The organism is Methylobacterium trifolii, assembly GCF_022179685.1.
Taxonomy (GTDB): Bacteria; Pseudomonadota; Alphaproteobacteria; order Rhizobiales; family Beijerinckiaceae; genus Methylobacterium; species Methylobacterium trifolii.
This window is the reverse complement of sequence record NZ_BPRB01000305.1, coordinates 1-19,386: the sequence shown is the minus strand read 5'-3', so window position 1 is coordinate 19,386 and position 19,386 is coordinate 1. Positions and strand designations below refer to the sequence as shown.

The following is a 19,386-nucleotide window of genomic DNA, read 5'->3' as shown; positions in this document are numbered from 1 at the left end:
AGGTCTTGCCCTCGCGGATGGGCCAGACCGTCTTCTCGATCCACAGGAACCTTAACCATGCCCCGCCGCTCCGCGGGGGAACCGGACGTACCGTGTGCGGTCGAAGCCGGACTTCCACGTGGTCCGGTGGCGGAGGCTGACGATTGCATGCGTGCCGTCCGCCGACCTGGGCGGGAGGCGGTTCAGACGTCCTCGTAGTCGATGGACAGGCGTGCCGCGAGGACGCGGACGTCGTCATGGCACGCAGGGTCGGCCACGGGGCGGGTGGATGCCGGCGTCAATGCCCCGGCGGGTAGCCTGTCCCCGAACAGGACGACGGCGAAGTGCGGGCTCCATTGCACGGAGCTGTAGTACAGCCCGTGGGCTCCGGGGCATCCTGTATGCACGTGCTCGGCCCAGCCGCGGGTCCTCGGGTAGGTGCTCGTCGGACCCGTCACGAGGGCGTTCCTGTCGATCCCGACCTGCCGCTGTCCGGCCCCGGTGAGATCGACGAGATGCAGGTCGACCGTCGTCCGCACGACGCTGTGGCTATGCCCGGAGAAATCCCTGGGAAAGACGATTTGCAGGCGTGCGGGACCCGCGGTGGGCGCGACGGGCGGCACGTCGGGGCAGCGGAGGATGATCTCGCAGGCCGCGCACTCGAAGCTTTCGGCGCCATAGATCGTCGGGATGATGACGCCGGCCGTATCCCGTATCGGGGAGAAGCGTGCGTTGCCCCTGGCGGTGTCGTTGAACTGTTCGGGTAGGAATGCGGTCGGGTGGATGCGATGGAGTTCGGTCCCCGTGCGCAGGTCGACGTAGGCCTCCTTCCCCACCCGCATCGTCGACGGGTCGGGTATCGCGAGGTCGAACCTCATCAGCCATGCACCGGGGGGTCGATCTCGCGCTCGAACGCCGCGAGGACGCCTTGCGCGTCGGTCCCGAGCGCCTCGGCCGGGGTTCCGTCCATGTCGAGATGAGGCCGGGTCAACCAGTGGAGGAGGCGGAAATCGCTCCACCCCTTCGGCTTCCTCGCGATCAGCTGCGCCATGGCCGGGTGCAGCCGGCGGCCCTCCACGTCGAACTGGAAGAGCGGGTAGACGGCCCGGCCATCGGTCGTGAACCGCAGGACCTCGTGACCGTCCTCCTTCCGCTTCATCGTGGCCGACGGATTGGCCGTCGACAACCCGAGCAGCGTGCACGCCTCCGCCTGCTCGACCATCGACGTATCGGCCAGGATGCGCTCCTGGAGCCGTGCGCGGTTGAGCGCCGCCTTGAGCGCCGGGTCCTCCCCCTTGACGAGGCTCTCTCGCAACATGACGCGATAGGCGTCGACGACCTTCCTGAACTCGTTCGCGAAGGCGCGCCCCAGGAAGTCGGCCGCGGCGCTCCTGAGAGCCGAATGCACGGCCTTCGTCGTCGCCTTGGTCGCGTTGGTCCCCGAGGGCTTGAGTGATGCCACAACGACCCTGTGGAGCGGGCCGATGTCGGCAAGTCCTCCGTGGACGGAGACATCGACGGTGACATGGGTCGCGTCCTCGGCGATCGCGTCGAGTGTCGCGGAGGCATGGAGACCCTGTCGGACACGACCGTGCACGCCCTCACGGACCCCACCCTTGCCGATCGGCGTCGCCACCATCGCAGAAATCCTACTTTCGATATCTATGACTGGTCATATAGCGATTATAGGCCGAAAAGGCGAGGAGGGAACCACGGTATCGCCGCCACCCCCGGCATGGGGATGTGTACGCATGCCATTGGCCGTGGTTGCACCGGGGGCGGTTCATGAGGCGGGCTGGGCCCGATCGATCTGGTCATGCCGCCCGGGGATCGAGCGGTCGGCCAAGGCTTCCACGGGGCCGTGCCGGCAGGGCGTGAACTAATCCCTGCCTTGGCGATGCCCGCGGGTGCGTCGGGGGAGGCTCAGGCGCCTTCCCCGGGATCATACGGGCCGATCGATCGTTGCGGCGCCGACGTCCGTCATGAACAAACGCCCGTCGGCATAACTGGCCACCCCCGCCCGGACGAGGACGTCGCGCACGATGGTTGTCTTGATGTTGGTGAAGGCCGAGCGGTTCAGCAACGTGCGGACTTCCGGCGTGCCAATGCCTTCTTGGCCGGCCTTCGCCAGGGCGGCGATGACGACGGCGAGGGCCCGCGCATCGACCATCGGAATGAGGCCGGCGGTGTTCGCATTGATCTCCTGGATGAAGTGCTGGCAGTTATCGAGCTTCTTCAGGATTGCGGCTGCGGCGCCCTCCGGCCAGACGTCCTTGGATTGGGTGAGCGGAGCCGTCATGGCGTCATCGGACTTCGTCGCCCCCGGTGGCCGCGACTTGAGATATTCCGTGGCCGCTTCTTCGTAGACGGTGCTGATCTTGAGCCTCCGCTCGGCCGCCGCCACGGCCATGAGGCGCCTCGTGGCGGGCGCCAGGTAAACCATCACCTTTTCGTTGCGCGATCTTGGTCTCGCTTTCGGCATGCGATGTTCGATCCCGGACTGATGCGCCGTGCTGTCATGACAGCACGGCGTTGAGATCCCGTTGACGGATCGCTTCGGGGTGGGATGAAATGACTGCATGCTGTCACGACAGCATGCAGTCATTATTCTGACCTGAATGCGCCATTCCGGCGTGATGACGACAGCAAGCTGTCGCCGGGAGGCTTTGTGGGGGCGGGGTACGGCCGGCCCCTGAGGATCGGCCATTCGATGGGCGATGAGACGTTGGTGTTCGGGACCCGCTGGAGCGTGTCGGGTCGAGCGCCTGGCCCCTGTGCGACATCGATCCGGACGTGCCGTCAGGCCCCACCACGAGACCATTCCAGTTGGGCGATCGCACTTGGAGACGGGGGGACCGTCACGACGGTCGCGATCGATGCGTGTGATGGCTTTCAAGACCATCCAACGTTTGCGTCGTCGGGCCCGGAAAGCGGATGCAGACGACGTGGAATGCTTTGAGGGTCAGGTGGTCGATCACGAGCCACGAGTCCCGCAAAAATCACGCAGCCATTCTATATTGCGCTAAGATATTCAAATTACTGGTGAATTCTTGAACCACATAATGGATTGCTCCATGTTGGGTTTTAATCGCTCTTCGATCGATAATTATCGATCCACCAGTCCGGTGCTCCGAACGAGGTGGAAAAGACCAATTGGATGAGGCGCTTAGCCAGAATTTTGGCCGCAGGTTCCATGGGTAACACCCTGGTTGCCCACCGTGTGACGCGGGTCCGGCATCGCGTTTAAAAGCATGGAACGGCACCGAAAAGCACCTGGGGTCACGCAAAAGTCACGCAATCCCAACGCACGATCCGGGCCTCCGACGACCGCCGCGGGGCACGTAAAAGGATGCCGAATGGAAAAGCATTCACACCGTCGCTTGCCCGGGCGATGTTGCGAACGATCCGGCGACTGCCGCCGCCGAACGCGGTTCCACCCTGCATCGTCGGCGTCGATGACTGGGCGCTGCGCAATGGCCCGACCTATGGCACCAACGTAGTCGATATCGAACGTCCACAGCCCATCGACCTGCTGCCCGATCGCTCGGCCGAGACCTCGGCGGCCTGGCTCCGCCGCGAGCCCCGGGGGGCCGGCTTGTGGAGCGCGACCGCTCGACCGAGTACGCCCGCCGCACCACGCTGGGCGCGCCTGAAGCCGTGCAGGTCGTCGATCGGTGGCACCTCCTGTTCGACGCACGGCAGATGGTCGGGCGCTGGTTTGACCGCGTCCATCCCCGTCGGGAGCAGCTGCCGCCAATCTAGACCCCGTTTCCCTCGACCCGCCGGATCAAAGCCTACTCGCTGGCCCACACGCAGGCGCTCGCCCGTGCCGCGGCGGCCGAGCGGTGGGAGAGGCTCTACGACGTCTGCCGCCGCCGGGCGGCCGGACAGTCGCTGCGATAGATCAACCGCGAGACCGGCCCGCGGCACGGTGCGCAGGTGCGCGTTCGCCGAACGCTTCCCGCGCCACGGCCGGCCCGGACCGGGGCGCGGCCACCTTGACCCCCGTCTCGATCATTCCCACGCCGGCCTCGCTGAAGGCTGCGAGAGCGCCGTGCGGCTCCGGCGCAAGCTCCGGGAGCCCGGCTTCCACGGCACCGTGAAGCAGATCCAGCACCGGCCGAGCGAGGGACGTACGCGTCCGGTCAGGACCACGGCCGGGCGTTACCGGACGCTGCCCCATGCCCGGACGGCCGCTCCGGCGTCGCCCCCGCCGCTGTCCCCCACCGAAGCAGCTATCCCGGCACCTCTTTCGCGATCCGGGCGAACTCTACCAAGAGGCTGCAGCGGCGGTCGCCACGGCGGCGCGTGGGTGGAGCCCGGCACAATCCCCGCCTTCGGCGCGTGGTCGGGCGAGGCCCTCACGGGCGGCGAGCGGGTGGTCGAGGGCTTCGCCACCAGTCGCGGGCAGGATGGGGCCGCCGACCGCGCCGGCCTCTACATGTGCTGTTGCTGTGGGCAAGCCGAAGGCCAGGCCGATCGCCTCAAGCTGCTGAATCGCTCCATGTACGGCCGCGCCAAGCTCGACCTCCTGCGCCGTCGCCTCCTGCTCGCAGCCTGATCCATCAAACTCGGCGATGAACCACTTCAATGGGGGGGCGGGCCAATGGACCGTCCGGTCCCCTCGGTGGTGAGGCACGGACGGAGAGGGGGGTGGTCAGATCATGGATCGGGCTGCGTTGCGAATGGCAAAACGCCCGGCGAGAGAACTCGCCGGGCGTTTTGCGTTTCATCGTCGTTCCTTGACGGTCTCTCAGCCCGGGTGCGGCTCCGAACCATCGTTCGGTCCGGGCGTCCACGCGTCCCTGAGCCTGCGGGTTTCCGCAGCCGTCTGGGCCAGACGCCGACGGATATCGTCGGTGGTGATGTACGCGTAGTGCCTTGCCGTCGTCGAGATGTCGGAGTGGTTCAGCACCTTCGAGGCCGCCTTGAGGTCCCCCGTCGTCCTGACGATCCGCGCGCCCGTGGTCTTGCGGATGTCATGGATGCGAAGGTCGGTCACACCGGCGCGATCACAGATGTTACGCCAGATCTCGGTGATGCTGTTGTAAGACAGCGGGACACATTCCCCCTCGATGCGCATTTGCTTGGTGACGGGATGCCTGCCGTCCCGCGTCATCCGGAAGGTGAACACGTGGGTCGGATGCTTGTGCCATTCGGCCTTGAGGATCTCCGCGACCTCGGGGGTGATTTCCACCTGCTGGAACTTGCCACCCTTCCCGACGACATGGATCACGCCCTGCCGCCAGTGCACCTGCTTCTTCTCGATCAGCGACGCCCTCTTTCGAAGGCCGGTCTCCAGGACGAACCTGACGTACGGCCATACATCGGGACGGATGCCTTCGAGGATCATCTCCTCGTCGATCACCATCTCGCGTTCGCGCGGCGCCACGCTCAGGAGGTGGTCCTTGTAGTGGGGCTCCCTTCGCAGCGACACCCCTCTGACCTTGGCGTGCCGCAGCACCTTCTGGATCATGTGCGTCACGCTGTTGTTCACGGCGGCGTTCGAGATCCTGCCGAGGTTGGGACGGTCGAACCGCCGCTTCTTCCGTCGCTCGGCGATGAGCTCGGCGAGCTTGGCGTTGTCGATCGCCCGTACGGACAGGTCGCCGATCCTGACCTTGAGCCATGCGAAATACGGTCTCTCGCCGACGTAGGAGGGGTAGTCGCCGGCGTTGTCGCGGTACGACGCCACCGCCTCCTCCCAGGTCATGTCGATGTCGTCGGGATCGGGAGCGGGAGCCACGCGCCGGGCCGCCTCCTCGTCGAGGAGCCTGTTGCGGAGGGCCCTGGCGACCCTCTCCGCACCCGCGATGTCATCCTTCTTCCGCTTGGTCGATCCGCAGTGGCGGAACCCGCCGACCTTGAAGTCGTAGTGCCGGTAGGGGCTGCCCTTGCGCTCGCGGGTGAGCTCGGGCTCCGGCTGCTGCTTCCTCGTCGCCATGGCTCAGATCCCTCCGTTTCGGTTGCGGACGGCGATGCGCCGGGGCGCGCGGGCGGACAGCCTCGGGGGGATGCCCCGGGGGGCCACCTTCCGGCTGCGGGCGAAGTCCTCGATGGCCTCCTCCATCACCCGGAGATCGCGCCGCACGATCCCGCGGCCGACGTTCACGGCCACCAGCGTGCCGTCTGTGACGTGGCCCTGGACCTGGCGCAGGCTGATCCCGAGCGTCTCGGCCACTTCCGGCAGCTTGAACGCCTTGCCGATCTCGAAGACGATCTCGACGCCGGCGTGCCATCCGCCGGGCATGGCTCCCCGATCGCACTCCCGCTCGGGGGCGCGGCTTTCACTCGCGTACATGTTCGGTCTTCCTTGCTTGCCCCTGCGGGGCTGTTTCACCGGACCCGCCGCACACGTCGCTTCGTCGTGGCGCGCGGCGGGCCTTCACCGGATCGTCCCCGGCCCCGTCTGAACGAGGCCTGGCGATCCCCACGGGAGGGCGACCGGCATGGGTCGTCCGCCCGCAGCCGGGATTGACCCGGATTCGGTGACCCTCTAAAGAGGGTGCGCAGTCCTGTTCGGTCAGCCTGCCCTCGATCACGGCGGTCGCTTCGTAACCGTGCGCCGTGATCGACTGCTCTGCAGACGAAAGCCCCGTTGGTCCGCCGGCGGGGCTTTCGCTCGCCTGGGATCGGGCCTTGGGTTCGATGGTTCGTCCTACATCCTCGTTCTCCCCTTGCGCCGTATGCGCCGGCCGGGAGCCCCGTGCCGCCAGGCCCTGCTACAGGGCCTTGACAGGAATGCAAGGGCCTCGACCAGGCGTCGAATCGGCGATCATAGTATCGCGTAAACCTTTGTTATTGAAGGTCTTTTCCGAAATCGAAGGATAGACAACTTTATCCTTAGTTCGGGCATTCCCGCCGCTCAAACCGAGGTCCGAGGCCGTCCGATTCCCTGGCCCTAAGCCCTTGAATCCATTGAGACGGGATTTTCTGCGCCGATCCTTCGATCCATGGATCGCGGCGGACACCGGAAAACCGGGCAAACCGCGACTGCTTTTTTAGCTCCGAGGCGCCTTATTTGCATTGCGAGGCCGCCGATCGCCACTCCGGACGGTCGGTGGCCTCGCCCGGCCAGGAACATCGGCTCCGAACACCGGGCGCGGCGGTGTCGTCGGGACGGCTGTCATCGACCCTGATTTTGCATCGCGTCGCGACGCCGTGGGCTCCGAGGTTACCCCTGCCGTCGCGGTCGGGATCAACGGGCGGCATGGTGGCCTCCCCGGCGTCGGCGGCCCCTTGCGGTGGACCCGGCCTCGATGATCGTGCGGATCTCATCGCCCGAGAGCACCCGGGCCTCGACGAGCCGGTTCGCCAGGACCTCGATCACCCCCCTGTTCTCCCGGACGAGATCGGTCGCCTGTGCGTAGAGCCGAAGCAGGTCGGCCTCGACCGTGCGGCGCAGTGCCGGGTCCGTGCGCATGGCGTCCTCGGCGTTGCCGCCGCGGTAGGCGAGGTGGTCGCCGAGGCCGAACTCCGTGTGCAGCGACACCACGATCCCCGTCGCGCGGTCCAGGTCGGAGCCGCGACCGCCGCCCGCCCCGGTGTGGGGCGCCCCGACGAGGGCGTCCATCGCGCGGCCGGCGAGGGCTACCACGGCGACGTTCTCAAGTTGCGTCTTCGTGAGGAACGCCCTCGGGGTCATGATCCCCCGCGCGGCCCCCTCGCTCGACCTGCGGTCCGCGATCGTGACCGAGGTCATCGACGCGACGTGGAGCCTCGCCGCGCAGACGCAATGCGCCGCCTCGTGGGTGGCGATGGCCCGGACCTCCGCGGGGGTGCGCGTCTCGGCCGGGGCCACCTGCGCGATGAGGTCGCCAAGGACCATGCGACGGCCTTCGGCGCGGGCGAGCGAGCGCGCGGTCTTGATCCAAGCGGTCACCTCGGCACCGGTAGACCCGGCACCGAGTTGGGCGACGCCGGAGAGGTCGGCCTCCTGGAGGTCGATCCCAAGGTGCTGTCGCATGATCCCCACGAGGGCATCCTTGTCCGGCCGGTCGATCCGGATCACCGGATGAAGCCGGCCCGGACGGATCAGGGCCGCGTCAAGCATATTGATGTGGTTTGTCGCCCCGATTACAATAACCTTCGAGGTTATATCGGATGTCGTTGAGTCAATACTTGCAAGCACTGAGTTAACGAATGGACTCCACCAATCTCTAGCACGATTATCCATGGTTGCTCTGTTAGGAATACTGTCTATTTCGTCTAGGAACAGAATACTAGGTGCTATAGCGGCGGCTTGCGCGACCTTCGCCTCCCACGCCTTGAGCACGCCGTCCAGATGACCGGAAGACGAGGTGAAGAGTTCGGCTACGCTCGCCGAGACAAGCGGGACCCGAGCCGCCTTTGCGAGACTGCGGATGAGGCTGGACTTACCAAGGCCAGGTTCCGAGTACAGCGTGCAGTTCTTGGAGATCTGGGAGAATTCCAGACGTCCGGCTCGCCATTCGTCGAGGTCGCGCACGAGCGCGAGGGCGAACGACATCGCAGCTCCGTAGCCGTAGAGAGAGGCAAGGTCAGGGACGTCCTCGCCGAGCGCGTCGCCGCCCGAGAGGGCGCGGGCGGAAGCCTGGAGCCGTGCGATGCAGGTCGCCGGCGAGGTGCCCATCCTGATCGACGCGGTGATGTCGTCGAACGAGAGGCCGGCGGCGACGGCGGGCGGCAGCCGGCGTGCCCGCTTGCCGGTCACCGCCTTGATCACGTCGGCGACGACCCGATTCGACGGCGGCCCGATGCGGACGACCAGGTCGGCGGCCTGGACGAGGGTGGCCGGTAGGTAACGGGCCGGAGCGTGGCAGACGCCTGCGATACTGGCACCCCGCGACAGCGCGGATGCGACCGTCCCGTTGCCCTCGGTCGGGCGGTCCTGCCTGGCGCCGGTCCTGACGATGACCTGTGCGAAGGCAGCTAGGTCGCCGAGCGCCATCTGGATCTTCGTCGACCAATCGGGACCCGGCACCTCGACGACGACGGCGAGGCCCTCCTCCTCCCGGATGCGCCGCAGGCCCGCCGGGCCGAGGGCGTCGAGCAGGGCCGCAACAGGCAGTGCTTCCCGGGCGTCCCGGCAACCGGCGAGACCGGCCCGGACGTAGACGGTATCGGCGTCGTCCGCGGGGTGGTGTTCCTCGTTGAAATCGAGGGCGGCCTGGGCGGCGACGCGCTTGGCATGGGCGATGAGGGAATTCGACATGGCTGCCTCCGGGGCGAGGCAGCCGGCCGCGATCGCGGCGCCGGTCAGGCCTCGTGGGGAATGGGGGTCGTGCGGGGAGGGCGCGGCCGGGCGGCGATGCCGACGGACCGGGCCGGCCTGGGGACAGGCCGGGGCGCGCGTTTCGGCGCGTGGGGGCGAAGGGTCATGGTGTGCCTCTGGGGGCGGGTCCGCCCGAGCATCAGCTCCGAGGGCGGGATGGGCTCCGGCCGACGGCGGGAGCGTAGGTCGCCTGATCGGCGATAGGTAGATACTACGAGATCGAAGTAATCCGCGTCAAGACGAAAGTGCAGAGACGGGTAGTTTTAAGAACTTCGGTGGATAACGGGGACGAAGCCAAGTCGAGGCGGATCGGAAGACCTTACGCGACCGCCCGACTGCTGAGTGGGTCCGGGCCCGTCATGGCGGCCGGGTGGAAGGATCCGTCTGGGCCCGACCGTCGTTTGGACCCGTCCGTATCGGGCGTGTCCCCCTGGCGTCGGACCGCCCGCGACGTCCTGCCGAACGGCACCACGACGCCGCTCGGGGCCCTGGCACGGGCGGAGGTTCCGGCCATGCGCTCCGCCTCCGCGATCACGGTGTCGCCGAGGGCGACGAGGGCCTGGTGCATGGCCTTGCGGTAAGCCGCGATGCCCAGCTCGTCGCGAAGGACTGCGGCCCTGTTGATGAATTCCACCGCGAGATGGAGGTCGTCGTGGACGCTGATCATCGGTCGGATCCTTCCTTTTCGGTCGAGGGCGTGAGGGATGCCGCATCGTGCCGCGGTCGGGGGACCTCGACGACGAGGTCGGAAATGAAGCCCGCCTCCTCGTCGGTATGGCCCCGGGCGTTGCAGACGATGCGGGTATCGAACAGCTCGTAATCGGCGTGCCGGTGGACATGCCCATGGATCCAGAGGGTCGGGCGGGACGCCTCGATGACGTCTTCGAGGTCGCTGGCGTAGCACCACGCCAGGTCCGGCTGCGGGGGCAGGCTCCGTCGGCTCGGCGCATGGTGCGAGACGACGACGGTGCGCTCCGGCGCCGGCCGGATCGCACCTTGGACGAAGGGCCGGCTCGCGCGGTGCAGGCGCAGCACGTCCTCGGGCTGGATGCGGTGCCGGGAGGTCGGCCCGGTGCGGATCCGGCGATAATCGTTCATGCCCTCGCGCCCGCCGGCCGACCGCAGGCCGTGGAGCAGGCCGAAGGCGCCGAGGCGGAAATCGGTCCACAGGGTCGACCCGACGAAGTGGATGTCGCCGATCGTGACGGCGGCATCCATCAGCAGGTGGACACCGAGGCGATCGGCGGCCGCCCGCCCGCGCGAGACCTGGTCGGAAAGGGTGTATCGGTCCTCGCCACGGTCCCACCAGAAGTCGTGGTTGCCCGGCACGTACACGACCGGGACCCCGAGGAAACGTTCGGCGATCCATTCGAGCGAGCGCACGAGCGGGACGTGCACGTCGCCGGCGATGACGACCACGTCGAAGCCCCCGGCCGGCGCGTGCGCCGCCGGGTCCCAGGCGTTGGTCGCGCGTTCCTGGTGTAGGTCGGAAAGGGTCCAGAGGCGCATGTCGCGGCCCTCCGATGCCCACGGTTTTCGAGGCCGTGGTGATGACGATGCCCGGGGTTTTCACCCTCGGTCGGCCCATCGGGCCTGGTGCGCGCGCCGTCGGGCGCAGGCCGTTATGCGGCCTGCGGGGCTTTCATTCGGGTGCGGGCAAACGCGTTCGTCATGGGAGCCCAGGTGGGCGGGGGAGGGCCTGGGGTCAAGCCGGCCGCTCGGAACATGGTTGACCGTTGGTTAACGGGAATCCCCCGGCGGTGCGTGGACGGCGACTCCGTGGGGAACGGGAACGAGGAACGTTCCCCGTTCCCGTTCCCCGGATTTTCAGGGGGTGCTTAACCAAGGTCCGTCCAATCTATCCTTCGGTTCGGAGGGGTTCGCGATGACGCCGCGGGAGAGGGTCTGGAAGGTCTGCGACCGGCTCGGCTCGAAGGGCAGGGACGACGTGAGCGTCCAGGCGGTCATCGACGACATGACGGGCAAGCCCCCCTTTCGAGCCATGGCCCGTGGGGCGGTCATGCTGCACGTGCGGGATTGGAAGGCGGCGAACGCGTACAAGCCGCGGCTCGACCTCAAGCTGTTGCCGGAGGCGATGCAGGCGGGGCTGATCGAGTTCGCCGAGAGGGTCTGGGCGTCGGCGATGGTCGAGGCGACGGCCCGGCTCGCCGATCGGCACAGGCTGGCGGAGGCTGAGCGGGTCGCCACCGACGGGCTGCTGCGGGAGGCGGGCGCCAGGTTGGAAAGGAACGAGGCGACCGGTAGGCTCCGGGAGGAGGAGGTCGTCCGGCTACGCGACGAGAACGCGAAGCTCGTGGCGGAGGTCGAGCGCGTGCGCAGGCGCCTCGACCACATCCGGGCGGAGGAGTTCTGGGACCGCGTGATGCGCGAGGTCTTCGCGCTCATCCCCCCGCGCGGGGTCATGACGGTCGAGGAGATCCTTCCGAGGCTGCGGCAATCGACGCGCCGGGGGGCGCGGCTCCATCGCGAACCTCTCGACGTGGAAACGCTACGCAAGAAGATGGACGTGCGTGTGCATCACGGGAAGTTCTTCGTCCGGAACTACGACCTGACCTATCAGCGCGAGGCTCGCGGTCTCGCAGCGATCGGCCACGGCGAGACCTAGGCTCGGGCATGGCCATCCAGCGCTCCCGTCGAGAGGGAAATCCCGACTGCCTGGCGCTCTCGCAAGGCTGCCGTAACGCGTGTGTCGGAATGCGCTTCCCCATCGCGGGCCGCCCGAAGTGGAGACGCGTTGCGAGAAGCTGAACGTGCTTGGCGAGCACGGGAGATGCTTAGGTGAAGCCTGTCGGCGCGAACCCCGCCATCTCGGCGGGATCGCCCGCGGGGAAACCTAGGGATGATGCTTGCCGCCTCGTTCGGACGGAGCCGGCATGCGGATGCTTCGGTCGGTCCTGCCGCCCTCATCGAGCGACCGCCTTGCCCGCCCCTGCGCGTTTCATGGTCAACAGGTCGTTTGTCGCCGTCCACCTCGGGACATGTACGTTCGTCGAGGAAGCGTATATCGGCGATGGGCTCCGAACGTATGGTTGCATCGAGCGCCTTCGGTGCCGGTCGAATTCGGTGGCGGCGAGGCGGGTCAAGATGGTCGATGGTGTCGTTGTCGCTCGCCCGGCCGCGGCCGCGAAGCTCGGGCACGCCGGTGAGACCAGTCAGGAAGTCCTGAGACGGTCGCGGGGAAACGAGCTGTTCATCGCCGTGGTCGGGCCCGTCGGGGCCGGGGCCGGACGGGCGGCGAAGATCATCAAGCAGTTCCTGGAGGAGGCGGGCGCCTCCCGCCACGAGGTCCATGTCGTGAAGGCGAGCTCGGCCATAAAGGCGTGGGGGCGCGCCGAGGGGCGTGCGATCGCCGGCGACGGGGCGCGCAAGACCCTCGAAGGCATCGTCGACATGCAGGACCACGGCGATGCCATGCGCCTGGCCACGCGTGACAACGCGGCCGTGGCAAGGGCCGTGGTCGGCGAGATCAGGGCGGTCCGCGCCAAGGCGAGCGGCCAGCCGGAGGGCGAGCTCGACGGCAGGCCCCGAGCCTACATCATCGACTCCCTGCGGCACCCGGCGGAAGCGCACCTCCTCCGCCGTCTCTATCAGGACGCGTTCACGCTCGTCGGCGTCGTGTGCGACCCGGAGAAGCGAAGCCGGAGGCTGCGGACGGAGCTCTACAGCCTCGACGATCGCCAGACGCAGGCCACGAAGGCGGCGATCTCCGCCTTCATGGACCGCGATGCCGACGCCCCCGAGAAGCACGGCCAGCACGTCGTGGACACGTTCCACGAGGCGGATTTCTTCGTCGACAATTCCAAGGACGCCGAGGACGACCCGAACAACACGGCCATGAACGAGCCGCTCCGACGCCTGGTCCGGCTCCTGACCCTGAGCGAGGTCATCCGGCCGAACGTCGCCGAGACGGCGATGCATCAGGCCCATTCGGCGCAGCTCAAGAGCGCGTGCCTCTCGCGCCAGGTCGGCGCGGCCCTGGTCGACGCGCAGGGCAACGTCGTCGCGACCGGGACGAACGAGGTGCCGAAGGCCGGGGGAGGGGTCTACGGCGAGGCCTTCGAGCCCGGGGACGACGAGCGATGCGCCTTCAGGCCGGACCGGTACTGCAGCAGCAACCGGGAACAGAACGCCATCATCGACGCGTTGCTCGTGGCGTACCCCATGCTGCTCGCGGGCCGGGAGAGGTCCGTGGTCGTCGCCGAGCTCCGGCGCACGCGGCTCGGCGGCCTGATCGAGTTCAGCCGTGCCGTCCACGCCGAGATGGATGCGATCCTCTCCGCCGCCCGGACGGGCGTCTCGCCGCGCGGCACGCGGCTCTTCGTCAGCGCGTTCCCCTGCCATTACTGCGCCCGGCATATCGTCTCGGCGGGGATCGACGAGGTCCAGTACATCGAGCCCTACCCGAAGAGCCGGGCGCTCGACCTGCATTGCGACGCGATCACCACCGTGTCGGAGGATTGGGAACCTCCGTCCCGTTTCCGGCATGAATCCCCGCGCGAGCGAGCGGCGCCGCGCGAGGCCGCGAAGCCCCGGCCGAAGGTTCTCTTCAGGCCCTTCGTCGGCGTCGCGCCCCGGATGTACGCGAGGGTGTTCCTCAAGGACCGTGACTACAAGGACAAGGTGACCGGGAATTTCGCCATGGGCGAACCGGACTGGGGTGGCCCGTCCGACCTCTTCAAGCTACGCTATACCGACCTCGAACGGGACCTCGGGATTCGCCCAGCATGAGCCATCCGCACCTTCGTCTCGTGGCCGGGACGGCCCGTGACGAGGCCCCCGCCGTCGCGTCGCGGGCGCATCAGGAGCAGCTGTCCCTCTTCGATTTCCGCCCCGTCCAGCGCGTGATCTGCTTTCCGATGGCGGACCTGCACGGGGAGGTTTTCGCCCGCGTCTTCAGTCAGGCCAAGCCGGCCGTCGTGCTCGATGCGCGGGCCTATCCCTACTTCGACCTGAACGCCCTCAGCCGCCAGAGGGCGTTCAGCCTGTTCGAGAACACGTGCTCCCACTACGTCCACAGGCACATCGACCTGAGGCCCCCGAGCGACCAGGGCGGACGCTGGCGGGTGCGTGGCATGGCGATGGACGTCCTGACGACGTTCGCGCGGCCGTCGGACCGGAACGCGACCTGTCTCGCCGTGCTCCTTCACGGGCGCACGGACGTGGAGGTCCTCGACGAGGCCCTGCGCCACTCGGAGGCCGGCCGACCGGTCCACTGGCGTGTCGAGACCCTGGAAGGGGTCCCCGGCCTTTCCAGCTGATCCCCAAGGCCGCGGCGGCCTTCCCCGACACGCTGCGGTCCGGCGAGGCGGCACGGCCCACGGTCCCGTCTTGGGACCATGGGCCGCCCGCGACCTCCCGGGTGGCCGGACCCGTCAGGGATCCTCATAGGCGGCCACGGCCGCTTCCAGCCATGCCCGCCGACGTGCCTCCACCTTCTTCGAGACCTTGCGCGAGAAACCGAACAGGCCGGGGCCGGAAGGGTGCCACCTGCCTTCGTGCAGCCAGTACCCGTCCCGGAACCGGTGCATCGATCCGTCGATGGCCACGATGTCGACGTGCCCGTCCTGCCGGCATCGCATCGACGTCACGGTGTCGCGCAGCATCTGCCGGACGCGGATGCGCGCAGCGTAGCGTTCCTCGTCGGGCGCGTTCGCGCGGTCGAGGTCCAGCATGAGGGCGATGGCGGGCTCCCTGCCGTCCGAACCGCCGGCCTCCCTCAGCGTGAGCAGCGTCGCGGACGTCTCCGAGATCCCCTTCTCGATGGTGGCGACCTCGCCGCGGATCCTGTCGATCGCGGGCTCGGCGAACCGGTCGCCGCGACCGAAGGCCCGCATCAGGGTCTCGGCCTCGGCCTGGAGGCCGTCCCGGCGGGCGATGGCATCCCGCAACGATTGCTCCAGGCGCTGCATCTCGCCGGCGTCGGCCTTGGAAAGGTCGACCTGCACGAACCAGGTCAGCACGGCGTCCTCGGTCTCCAGGTAGGGGATGCGGACGTCGTTCGCACAGGTGCCCGCCCGGCTCGTCGAGCAGATGAGCACGATCGTCGACCGGGGTCCCCGGTCGCGGTAGTTCATCGGTTTGCCGCACATCGCGCACTCGGCCACCATCCCGAAGAGGTTCGAGATGCGCGTGCCCTGCCGGCCGCCGGCGTTCGGCGTGGTGCCCAGCCGACGCGCGTCGGCCACGCGCCGGGCCCGGTCCCACAGCTCCTCGTCGATCACCGCCGGATAGTAGTCCGGGATCACGTCGCCGGCGGGGATGCGCTTGCCGACCTTGATGCCGTTCCTGATGCTGAACTCCAACCTGTGGGGCCGGAACTCGCCGAGGACGGCCCGGGTGTCGGTGATCTTCTGGATCACGCCCCCGTGCCATGCGCGGCCCTTGCCCCAGGTCGGCTCCCCGTCCCTGTTGAGCCCCCGGGCGATCGCATCGCGCCCCTGCCCGTCGGCGAGCTCGGAGAAGATCCGCTCGACGATCCGCTTCCGATGCCCATGCGGCCTGAAGCCGTCGCCGTCGACCTCAAGCCACGACGGGATCCTCGCGGTGAGCTTGCGCTTGCCGATGTTCGCCCGTTTCCGGACCCAGGTCTCCCTCAGCCGCGCGGCCTTCATCAACGACTCGTCGTGAGCCCGCATCAGGTAGACGATCGAGATGATGAACTGCATCGGGTCGGACCGGGCGTGGTAGGTCTGCCTGTCGATGATCGACCTGACGATGATCCCGTTGTTGACCAGCCGCAGGAGGAGTTCCTGCGCGATGTTGATCTCGGCCCGCGAGACGCGATCGAGGGACTCCACGAGGAGATAGCTCCCCGCGGCGATCCTGCCGGCCTCGACCTCGTTGACGAACAGCCTGAGCTTGCCCGTGCCGCCCTCGGCGATGTTCGCGCGGGTGTAGGCCGAGACCCCGATGTCATGCAGGTTGAAGCGGGTGTCGAGCGTGAGATGCGGGTTCTCGGCGAGGTACGCGTCGCGCAGCTCGATCTGCCTTTGGAAGCCGTCGCGGTAACGTTCGCCGTCGCCCTTGCTGACCTGGCGTTTCGAGCTCAGGCGCAGGTAGGAATAGGCGATCGCCGGTGGGGGTGCGGCGGGAAGGCCGGAGGGTAGACCCATCGAAGTCCAGGCTTTCTGACGTGATGGCCCCCCATAACACGTTGCCGGCCAACCCTGCCAATCGTCGTCTCGATCTCGGGGCTGCACATGGTGCTGGCGGCCGGCGTGGTGTTCTGGCTGATCCGGGCGGCCCTCGCCCTCGTCCCGCACCTGGCCCTGCTCTGGCCGATCAAGAAGATCGCCGCCGCCTTCGCCATGCTGGGCGTGACCGCCTACTGCGCCTTCTCGGGCTGGGACATCGCGGCCGAGCGCTCTTTGATCATGACCCTCATCATGCTCGGCGCCATCCTGGTCGAGCGCCCGGCGCTGTCGATGCGCAACCTCGCCCTGGCCGCCATCGTCGCCCTTGCCCGCGAGCCGGAAGGGCTGCTCGGCCCGAGCTTCCAGATGTCGTTCGGGGCGGTGGCCGGCCTGATCGCTTGCGCCCGGCTGATCGACGGGCGCCTGTTCCGCCGCGAGGGCGCGGGGCGGATCGGAAGGGCCGTGGCGCTGGCCCTCACGGCGGTCTTCGGCACGCTCGCGACCACGCTGGTGGCGCAGGTCGCTACCGCGCCCTTCGCCACCTACCACTTCCAGACGGTCCAGCCCTTCGGACTCGTCGGCAACGCCCTGACGCTGCCTCTGGTCTCGCTGGCAGTGATGCCCGCCGCCGTGCTCGGCATCCTGGCCTATCCCTTCGCCCTCGATCAGCCGATCTGGTGGCTGATGGGCCTGGCCGTGCGCGGCATGCTGACGATCTCGGGCTGGATCGAGGGGTTCGGGCAGGCCAACGTCGTGTTGCCGGCCTTCGGCATCGGCGCGATGGCGCTGCTCGCCTGCGCGCTGCTCCTGGCGACGCTGCCGGCCTCGCGCCTGCGCCGCCTCGCCCTTGTCCCAGGAGCGATCGGCCTCACCCTGGCGACCCAGCCCACGCGCCACGACGTCTACGTCGACCGGCAAGGGAGCGGAGCCGTGGTCCGCGACGCGGGAGGGCGTCTCACCGCCCTCGGCCGCCCGTCCGCCTTCGTTCTGGAGCAGTGGCTCAAGGCGGACGGCGACGGCCGCCGGGCGAGCGACGCGACCGGCGATACGGCTTGCGATCGCCTGGGCTGTACCGCCCGCCTCGCGGATGGGCGTACGGTCGCCCTCGTGCGGGACAAGCGGGCCTTCGCGGAAGACTGCGCGCGGGCCGACCTGCTCATCAGCGGCCTGACCGCGCCGCCGGGCTGCGCGGCGCCCCTCGTCATCGACCGGGCCTACCTCGCGCGGCACGGCGCCGTGGCGATCCGGGCGGAGCCGGGAGCCTTCGTGGTCGCCAACGCTCGCCGAGCCGGCGCCGCGTCGCCCTGGCGTCCTGCACCACGCAAGGACAGCGCTCCGTCACCAGCGGCATCGCAACCCGCTCCGGAATCATCCTCCGACCTCAGCCCGGAGGGAGCCGACGCCACCGTCGACATCCCGGCCGAACCGCTTCAGTAGCGGCGCACGAGGCTGACGAGCCGACCCTGGATCTGCACCCGGTCCGGGCCGAGCACGCGGGTCTCGTAGGCTGGATTGGCGGCCTCCAGGGCGATCGAGGAACCGCGACGGCGCAGGCGCTTCAACGTCGCCTCCTCGTCGTCGATCAGCGCCACGATGATGTCGCCGGTGTTGGCGGTCTCCTGCTTGCGGATTACCACGAGGTCACCGTCGAGGATGCCGGCCTCGATCATCGAATCGCCCCGCACCTCGAGGGCGTAATGCTCGCCGCCGGCCAGGAAGTCCGGCGACATGGTGATGGCGTGGCTCTGGTTCTGGATCGCCGAGATCGGCGTACCGGCAGCGATCCGGCCCATGACCGGGATCGAGATCGAGCGACCGACCTCATCGATCATCTGCGTAGTCGCCGCGGGCTTCGGCGCGGCGCGCGACTTGCCGCCTTCGACCACGCTGGGGGTGAAACGGCGCACCTCGCCGGAGGCCGGCGCCGGCGCCAAGCTCTCGGGTATCCGGATGACTTCGATGGCGCGCGCCCGATTCGGCAGGCGCCGGAGGAAGCCGCGCTCTTCAAGGGCCGTGATCAGCCGGTGAATACCGGACTTCGACTTCAGGTCGAGGGCGTCTTTCATCTCGTCGAACGACGGGGGCACCCCCCCTTCCTGCATCTTCTGCTGGATGAAACGCAGGAGATCGAGCTGTTTACGGGTCAGCATCGGCCGGCACTCGCGGATTGGGCGGTCCGCACCTCCGCGGCCGCCGAAACAAATCACGAACACGGTAGACGTTCCGCAAGTGTTCCGCAAGGTTCTTCCATCTCGGTCTCGACAATCGGCGAGGGGCTTTCGGCAACGGACGGCGGCCGTCTGCCGAGGGCGACGGGCGGGCACGGCGATGAAACGCTTTCGGTCGTGCCCGCCCTCGGTTACGTCCTCTTGCGCCCGCGCGAGCGCAAAGCGGACCGCCGGGAGACGCGGCGGCCGTCGGGCCGGACGCGCCGTGATCCTCGAACGCTTGCAACGGTATCCTCATGGACATCGCGGACCGGGTCTTCCTCGTCACCGGCGGCGCCTCGGGGCTGGGTTGGGGCGTGGCGAGGCGCCTCTCGCTGCTGGGGGCGAGCGTCGTCATCGCCGATGTCGACGCGGAAGGCGGGACAGCCGCCGCGGAGCGCATCGGCGGCCGGTTCGCCCGCACGGACGTGGCCGACGAGGACGACGGCCGGGCCGCGGTCCGGCTGGCCCTCGACACCTACGGCCGCCTCGACGGCCTCGTGAACTGCGCCGGAATCGTCATCAGCGCGCGGGTGCTCGGGCGCGACGGCGCCCACGACCTCGACGCCTTCGCCCGCGTCGTGCGCATCAACCTGGTCGGCAGCTTCAACATGATCCGACTCGCAGCCGAGGCCATGGCGGCCCGGGAGCCGGACGGGGAGGGCGCGCGCGGTGTCATCGTGAACACGGCCTCGATCGCCGCCTTCGACGGTCAGGTGGGGCAGGCGGCCTATGCCGCCTCCAAGGCGGGTGTCGCCGGCATGACGCTACCGCTCGCCCGCGACCTCGCCCG

14 protein-coding genes and 2 pseudogenes are annotated in these 19,386 nt (G+C 68.4%); 6 read left to right on the top strand and 10 right to left on the bottom strand.

What is annotated here, in order from left to right; all coding sequences use genetic code 11:
- Positions 1-182: 182 nt before the first annotated feature.
- The 3 genes from COGEMETH_RS22715 to COGEMETH_RS22705 all read right to left on the bottom strand — a co-directional run bounded on the left by COGEMETH_RS22715 (position 183) and on the right by COGEMETH_RS22705 (position 2,389).
- On the bottom strand, positions 183-857 hold the full coding sequence (locus COGEMETH_RS22715) for an RES family NAD+ phosphorylase (RefSeq protein WP_147708294.1): 675 nt from the start codon (positions 855-857) through the stop codon (positions 183-185).
- Positions 857-1,618 (bottom strand): hypothetical protein, encoded by a 762-nt coding sequence (locus COGEMETH_RS22710; protein WP_187272916.1) that lies wholly within the window; start codon positions 1,616-1,618, stop codon positions 857-859. Before COGEMETH_RS22710 ends, COGEMETH_RS22715 begins: the two co-directional genes overlap by 1 nt.
- Positions 1,619-1,921: 303 nt before the next feature.
- The gene (locus COGEMETH_RS22705) at positions 1,922-2,389 is read right to left on the bottom strand and encodes a hypothetical protein (RefSeq protein WP_147708295.1); all 468 of its coding nucleotides are present in this window, start codon (positions 2,387-2,389) and stop codon (positions 1,922-1,924) included.
- 963 nt (positions 2,390-3,352) lie between these two features.
- Here COGEMETH_RS22705 and COGEMETH_RS25875 point away from each other — a divergent pair.
- Positions 3,353-4,540, top strand: a pseudogene (locus COGEMETH_RS25875) (transposase); the annotation flags it as partial.
- A 192-nt stretch (positions 4,541-4,732) separates the two neighbouring features.
- Here the strand turns inward: COGEMETH_RS25875 and COGEMETH_RS22695 are convergent.
- From COGEMETH_RS22695 to COGEMETH_RS22675, 5 genes are all read right to left on the bottom strand, one after another.
- Entirely contained in the window at positions 4,733-5,923 is a 1,191-nt protein-coding gene (locus COGEMETH_RS22695; RefSeq protein WP_147708297.1) for a tyrosine-type recombinase/integrase, read from the bottom strand.
- A gap of 3 nt (positions 5,924-5,926) precedes the next feature.
- Complete coding sequence (locus tag COGEMETH_RS22690; protein WP_147833089.1) at positions 5,927-6,280, bottom strand: helix-turn-helix domain-containing protein; 354 nt, start codon at positions 6,278-6,280, stop codon at positions 5,927-5,929.
- Positions 6,281-7,177: 897 nt separating this feature from the next.
- Positions 7,178-9,172 carry an AAA family ATPase gene (locus tag COGEMETH_RS22685; protein WP_147833090.1) on the bottom strand — a complete coding sequence of 665 codons (1,995 nt, stop codon included), beginning with the start codon at positions 9,170-9,172 and terminating at the stop codon, positions 7,178-7,180.
- Between the two features lie 379 nt (positions 9,173-9,551).
- The gene (locus COGEMETH_RS22680) at positions 9,552-9,899 is read right to left on the bottom strand and encodes a hypothetical protein (RefSeq protein ID WP_147708300.1); all 348 of its coding nucleotides are present in this window, start codon (positions 9,897-9,899) and stop codon (positions 9,552-9,554) included.
- Positions 9,896-10,741: a metallophosphoesterase gene (locus tag COGEMETH_RS22675; RefSeq protein WP_147708301.1), complete on the bottom strand. Its 846-nt coding sequence runs from the start codon at positions 10,739-10,741 to the stop codon at positions 9,896-9,898. Before COGEMETH_RS22675 ends, COGEMETH_RS22680 begins: the two co-directional genes overlap by 4 nt.
- A gap of 376 nt (positions 10,742-11,117) precedes the next feature.
- On the opposite strand from COGEMETH_RS22675, the gene COGEMETH_RS22670 reads away from it, so the two are divergent.
- The 3 genes from COGEMETH_RS22670 to COGEMETH_RS22660 all read left to right on the top strand — a co-directional run bounded on the left by COGEMETH_RS22670 (position 11,118) and on the right by COGEMETH_RS22660 (position 14,511).
- A complete protein-coding gene (locus tag COGEMETH_RS22670) occupies positions 11,118-11,858 on the top strand; it encodes a DNA-binding protein (protein WP_147708302.1) in 741 nt (246 codons plus the stop codon).
- A gap of 314 nt (positions 11,859-12,172) precedes the next feature.
- A complete protein-coding gene (locus tag COGEMETH_RS22665) occupies positions 12,173-13,981 on the top strand; it encodes an anti-phage dCTP deaminase (protein ID WP_238184951.1) in 1,809 nt (602 codons plus the stop codon).
- On the top strand, positions 13,978-14,511 hold the full coding sequence (locus COGEMETH_RS22660; RefSeq protein ID WP_147708304.1) for a hypothetical protein: 534 nt from the start codon (positions 13,978-13,980) through the stop codon (positions 14,509-14,511). The genes COGEMETH_RS22665 and COGEMETH_RS22660 overlap by 4 nt, the downstream gene beginning before the upstream one ends.
- A gap of 114 nt (positions 14,512-14,625) precedes the next feature.
- Here COGEMETH_RS22660 and COGEMETH_RS22655 read toward each other — a convergent pair whose 3' ends face one another.
- The gene (locus COGEMETH_RS22655; RefSeq protein ID WP_147708305.1) at positions 14,626-16,365 is read right to left on the bottom strand and encodes a recombinase family protein; all 1,740 of its coding nucleotides are present in this window, start codon (positions 16,363-16,365) and stop codon (positions 14,626-14,628) included.
- Between the two features lie 63 nt (positions 16,366-16,428).
- On the opposite strand from COGEMETH_RS22655, the pseudogene COGEMETH_RS22650 reads away from it, so the two are divergent.
- Positions 16,429-17,823, top strand: a pseudogene (locus COGEMETH_RS22650) (ComEC/Rec2 family competence protein); the annotation flags it as partial.
- On the opposite strand, the gene lexA reads toward COGEMETH_RS22650, so the two are convergent.
- The gene (lexA, locus tag COGEMETH_RS22645; protein WP_238184950.1) at positions 17,817-18,536 is read right to left on the bottom strand and encodes a transcriptional repressor LexA; all 720 of its coding nucleotides are present in this window, start codon (positions 18,534-18,536) and stop codon (positions 17,817-17,819) included. The pseudogene COGEMETH_RS22650 and the gene lexA overlap by 7 nt on opposite strands.
- Positions 18,537-18,850: 314 nt before the next feature.
- On the opposite strand from lexA, the gene COGEMETH_RS22640 reads away from it, so the two are divergent.
- Positions 18,851-19,386, top strand: a 536-nt coding sequence (locus COGEMETH_RS22640) for an SDR family NAD(P)-dependent oxidoreductase (protein ID WP_238184949.1), incomplete at its 3' end; no start/stop codon positions are given.

Excerpts from the sequence above, each read along its gene's own strand:
- COGEMETH_RS22715 (WP_147708294.1), bottom strand. The coding sequence starts at position 857 with ATGAGGTTCGACCTCGCGATACCCGACCCGTCGACGATGCGGGTGGGG.
- COGEMETH_RS22710 (WP_187272916.1), bottom strand. The coding sequence starts at position 1,618 with ATGGTGGCGACGCCGATCGGCAAGGGTGGGGTCCGTGAGGGCGTGCAC.
- COGEMETH_RS22705 (WP_147708295.1), bottom strand. The coding sequence starts at position 2,389 with ATGGCCGTGGCGGCGGCCGAGCGGAGGCTCAAGATCAGCACCGTCTAC.
- COGEMETH_RS22695 (WP_147708297.1), bottom strand. The coding sequence starts at position 5,923 with ATGGCGACGAGGAAGCAGCAGCCGGAGCCCGAGCTCACCCGCGAGCGC.
- COGEMETH_RS22690 (WP_147833089.1), bottom strand. The coding sequence starts at position 6,280 with ATGTACGCGAGTGAAAGCCGCGCCCCCGAGCGGGAGTGCGATCGGGGA.
- COGEMETH_RS22685 (WP_147833090.1), bottom strand. The coding sequence starts at position 9,172 with ATGTCGAATTCCCTCATCGCCCATGCCAAGCGCGTCGCCGCCCAGGCC.
- COGEMETH_RS22680 (WP_147708300.1), bottom strand. The coding sequence starts at position 9,899 with ATGATCAGCGTCCACGACGACCTCCATCTCGCGGTGGAATTCATCAAC.
- COGEMETH_RS22675 (WP_147708301.1), bottom strand. The coding sequence starts at position 10,741 with ATGCGCCTCTGGACCCTTTCCGACCTACACCAGGAACGCGCGACCAAC.
- COGEMETH_RS22670 (WP_147708302.1), top strand. The coding sequence starts at position 11,118 with ATGACGCCGCGGGAGAGGGTCTGGAAGGTCTGCGACCGGCTCGGCTCG.
- COGEMETH_RS22660 (WP_147708304.1), top strand. The coding sequence starts at position 13,978 with ATGAGCCATCCGCACCTTCGTCTCGTGGCCGGGACGGCCCGTGACGAG.
- COGEMETH_RS22655 (WP_147708305.1), bottom strand. The coding sequence starts at position 16,365 with ATGGGTCTACCCTCCGGCCTTCCCGCCGCACCCCCACCGGCGATCGCC.
- lexA (WP_238184950.1), bottom strand. The coding sequence starts at position 18,536 with ATGCTGACCCGTAAACAGCTCGATCTCCTGCGTTTCATCCAGCAGAAG.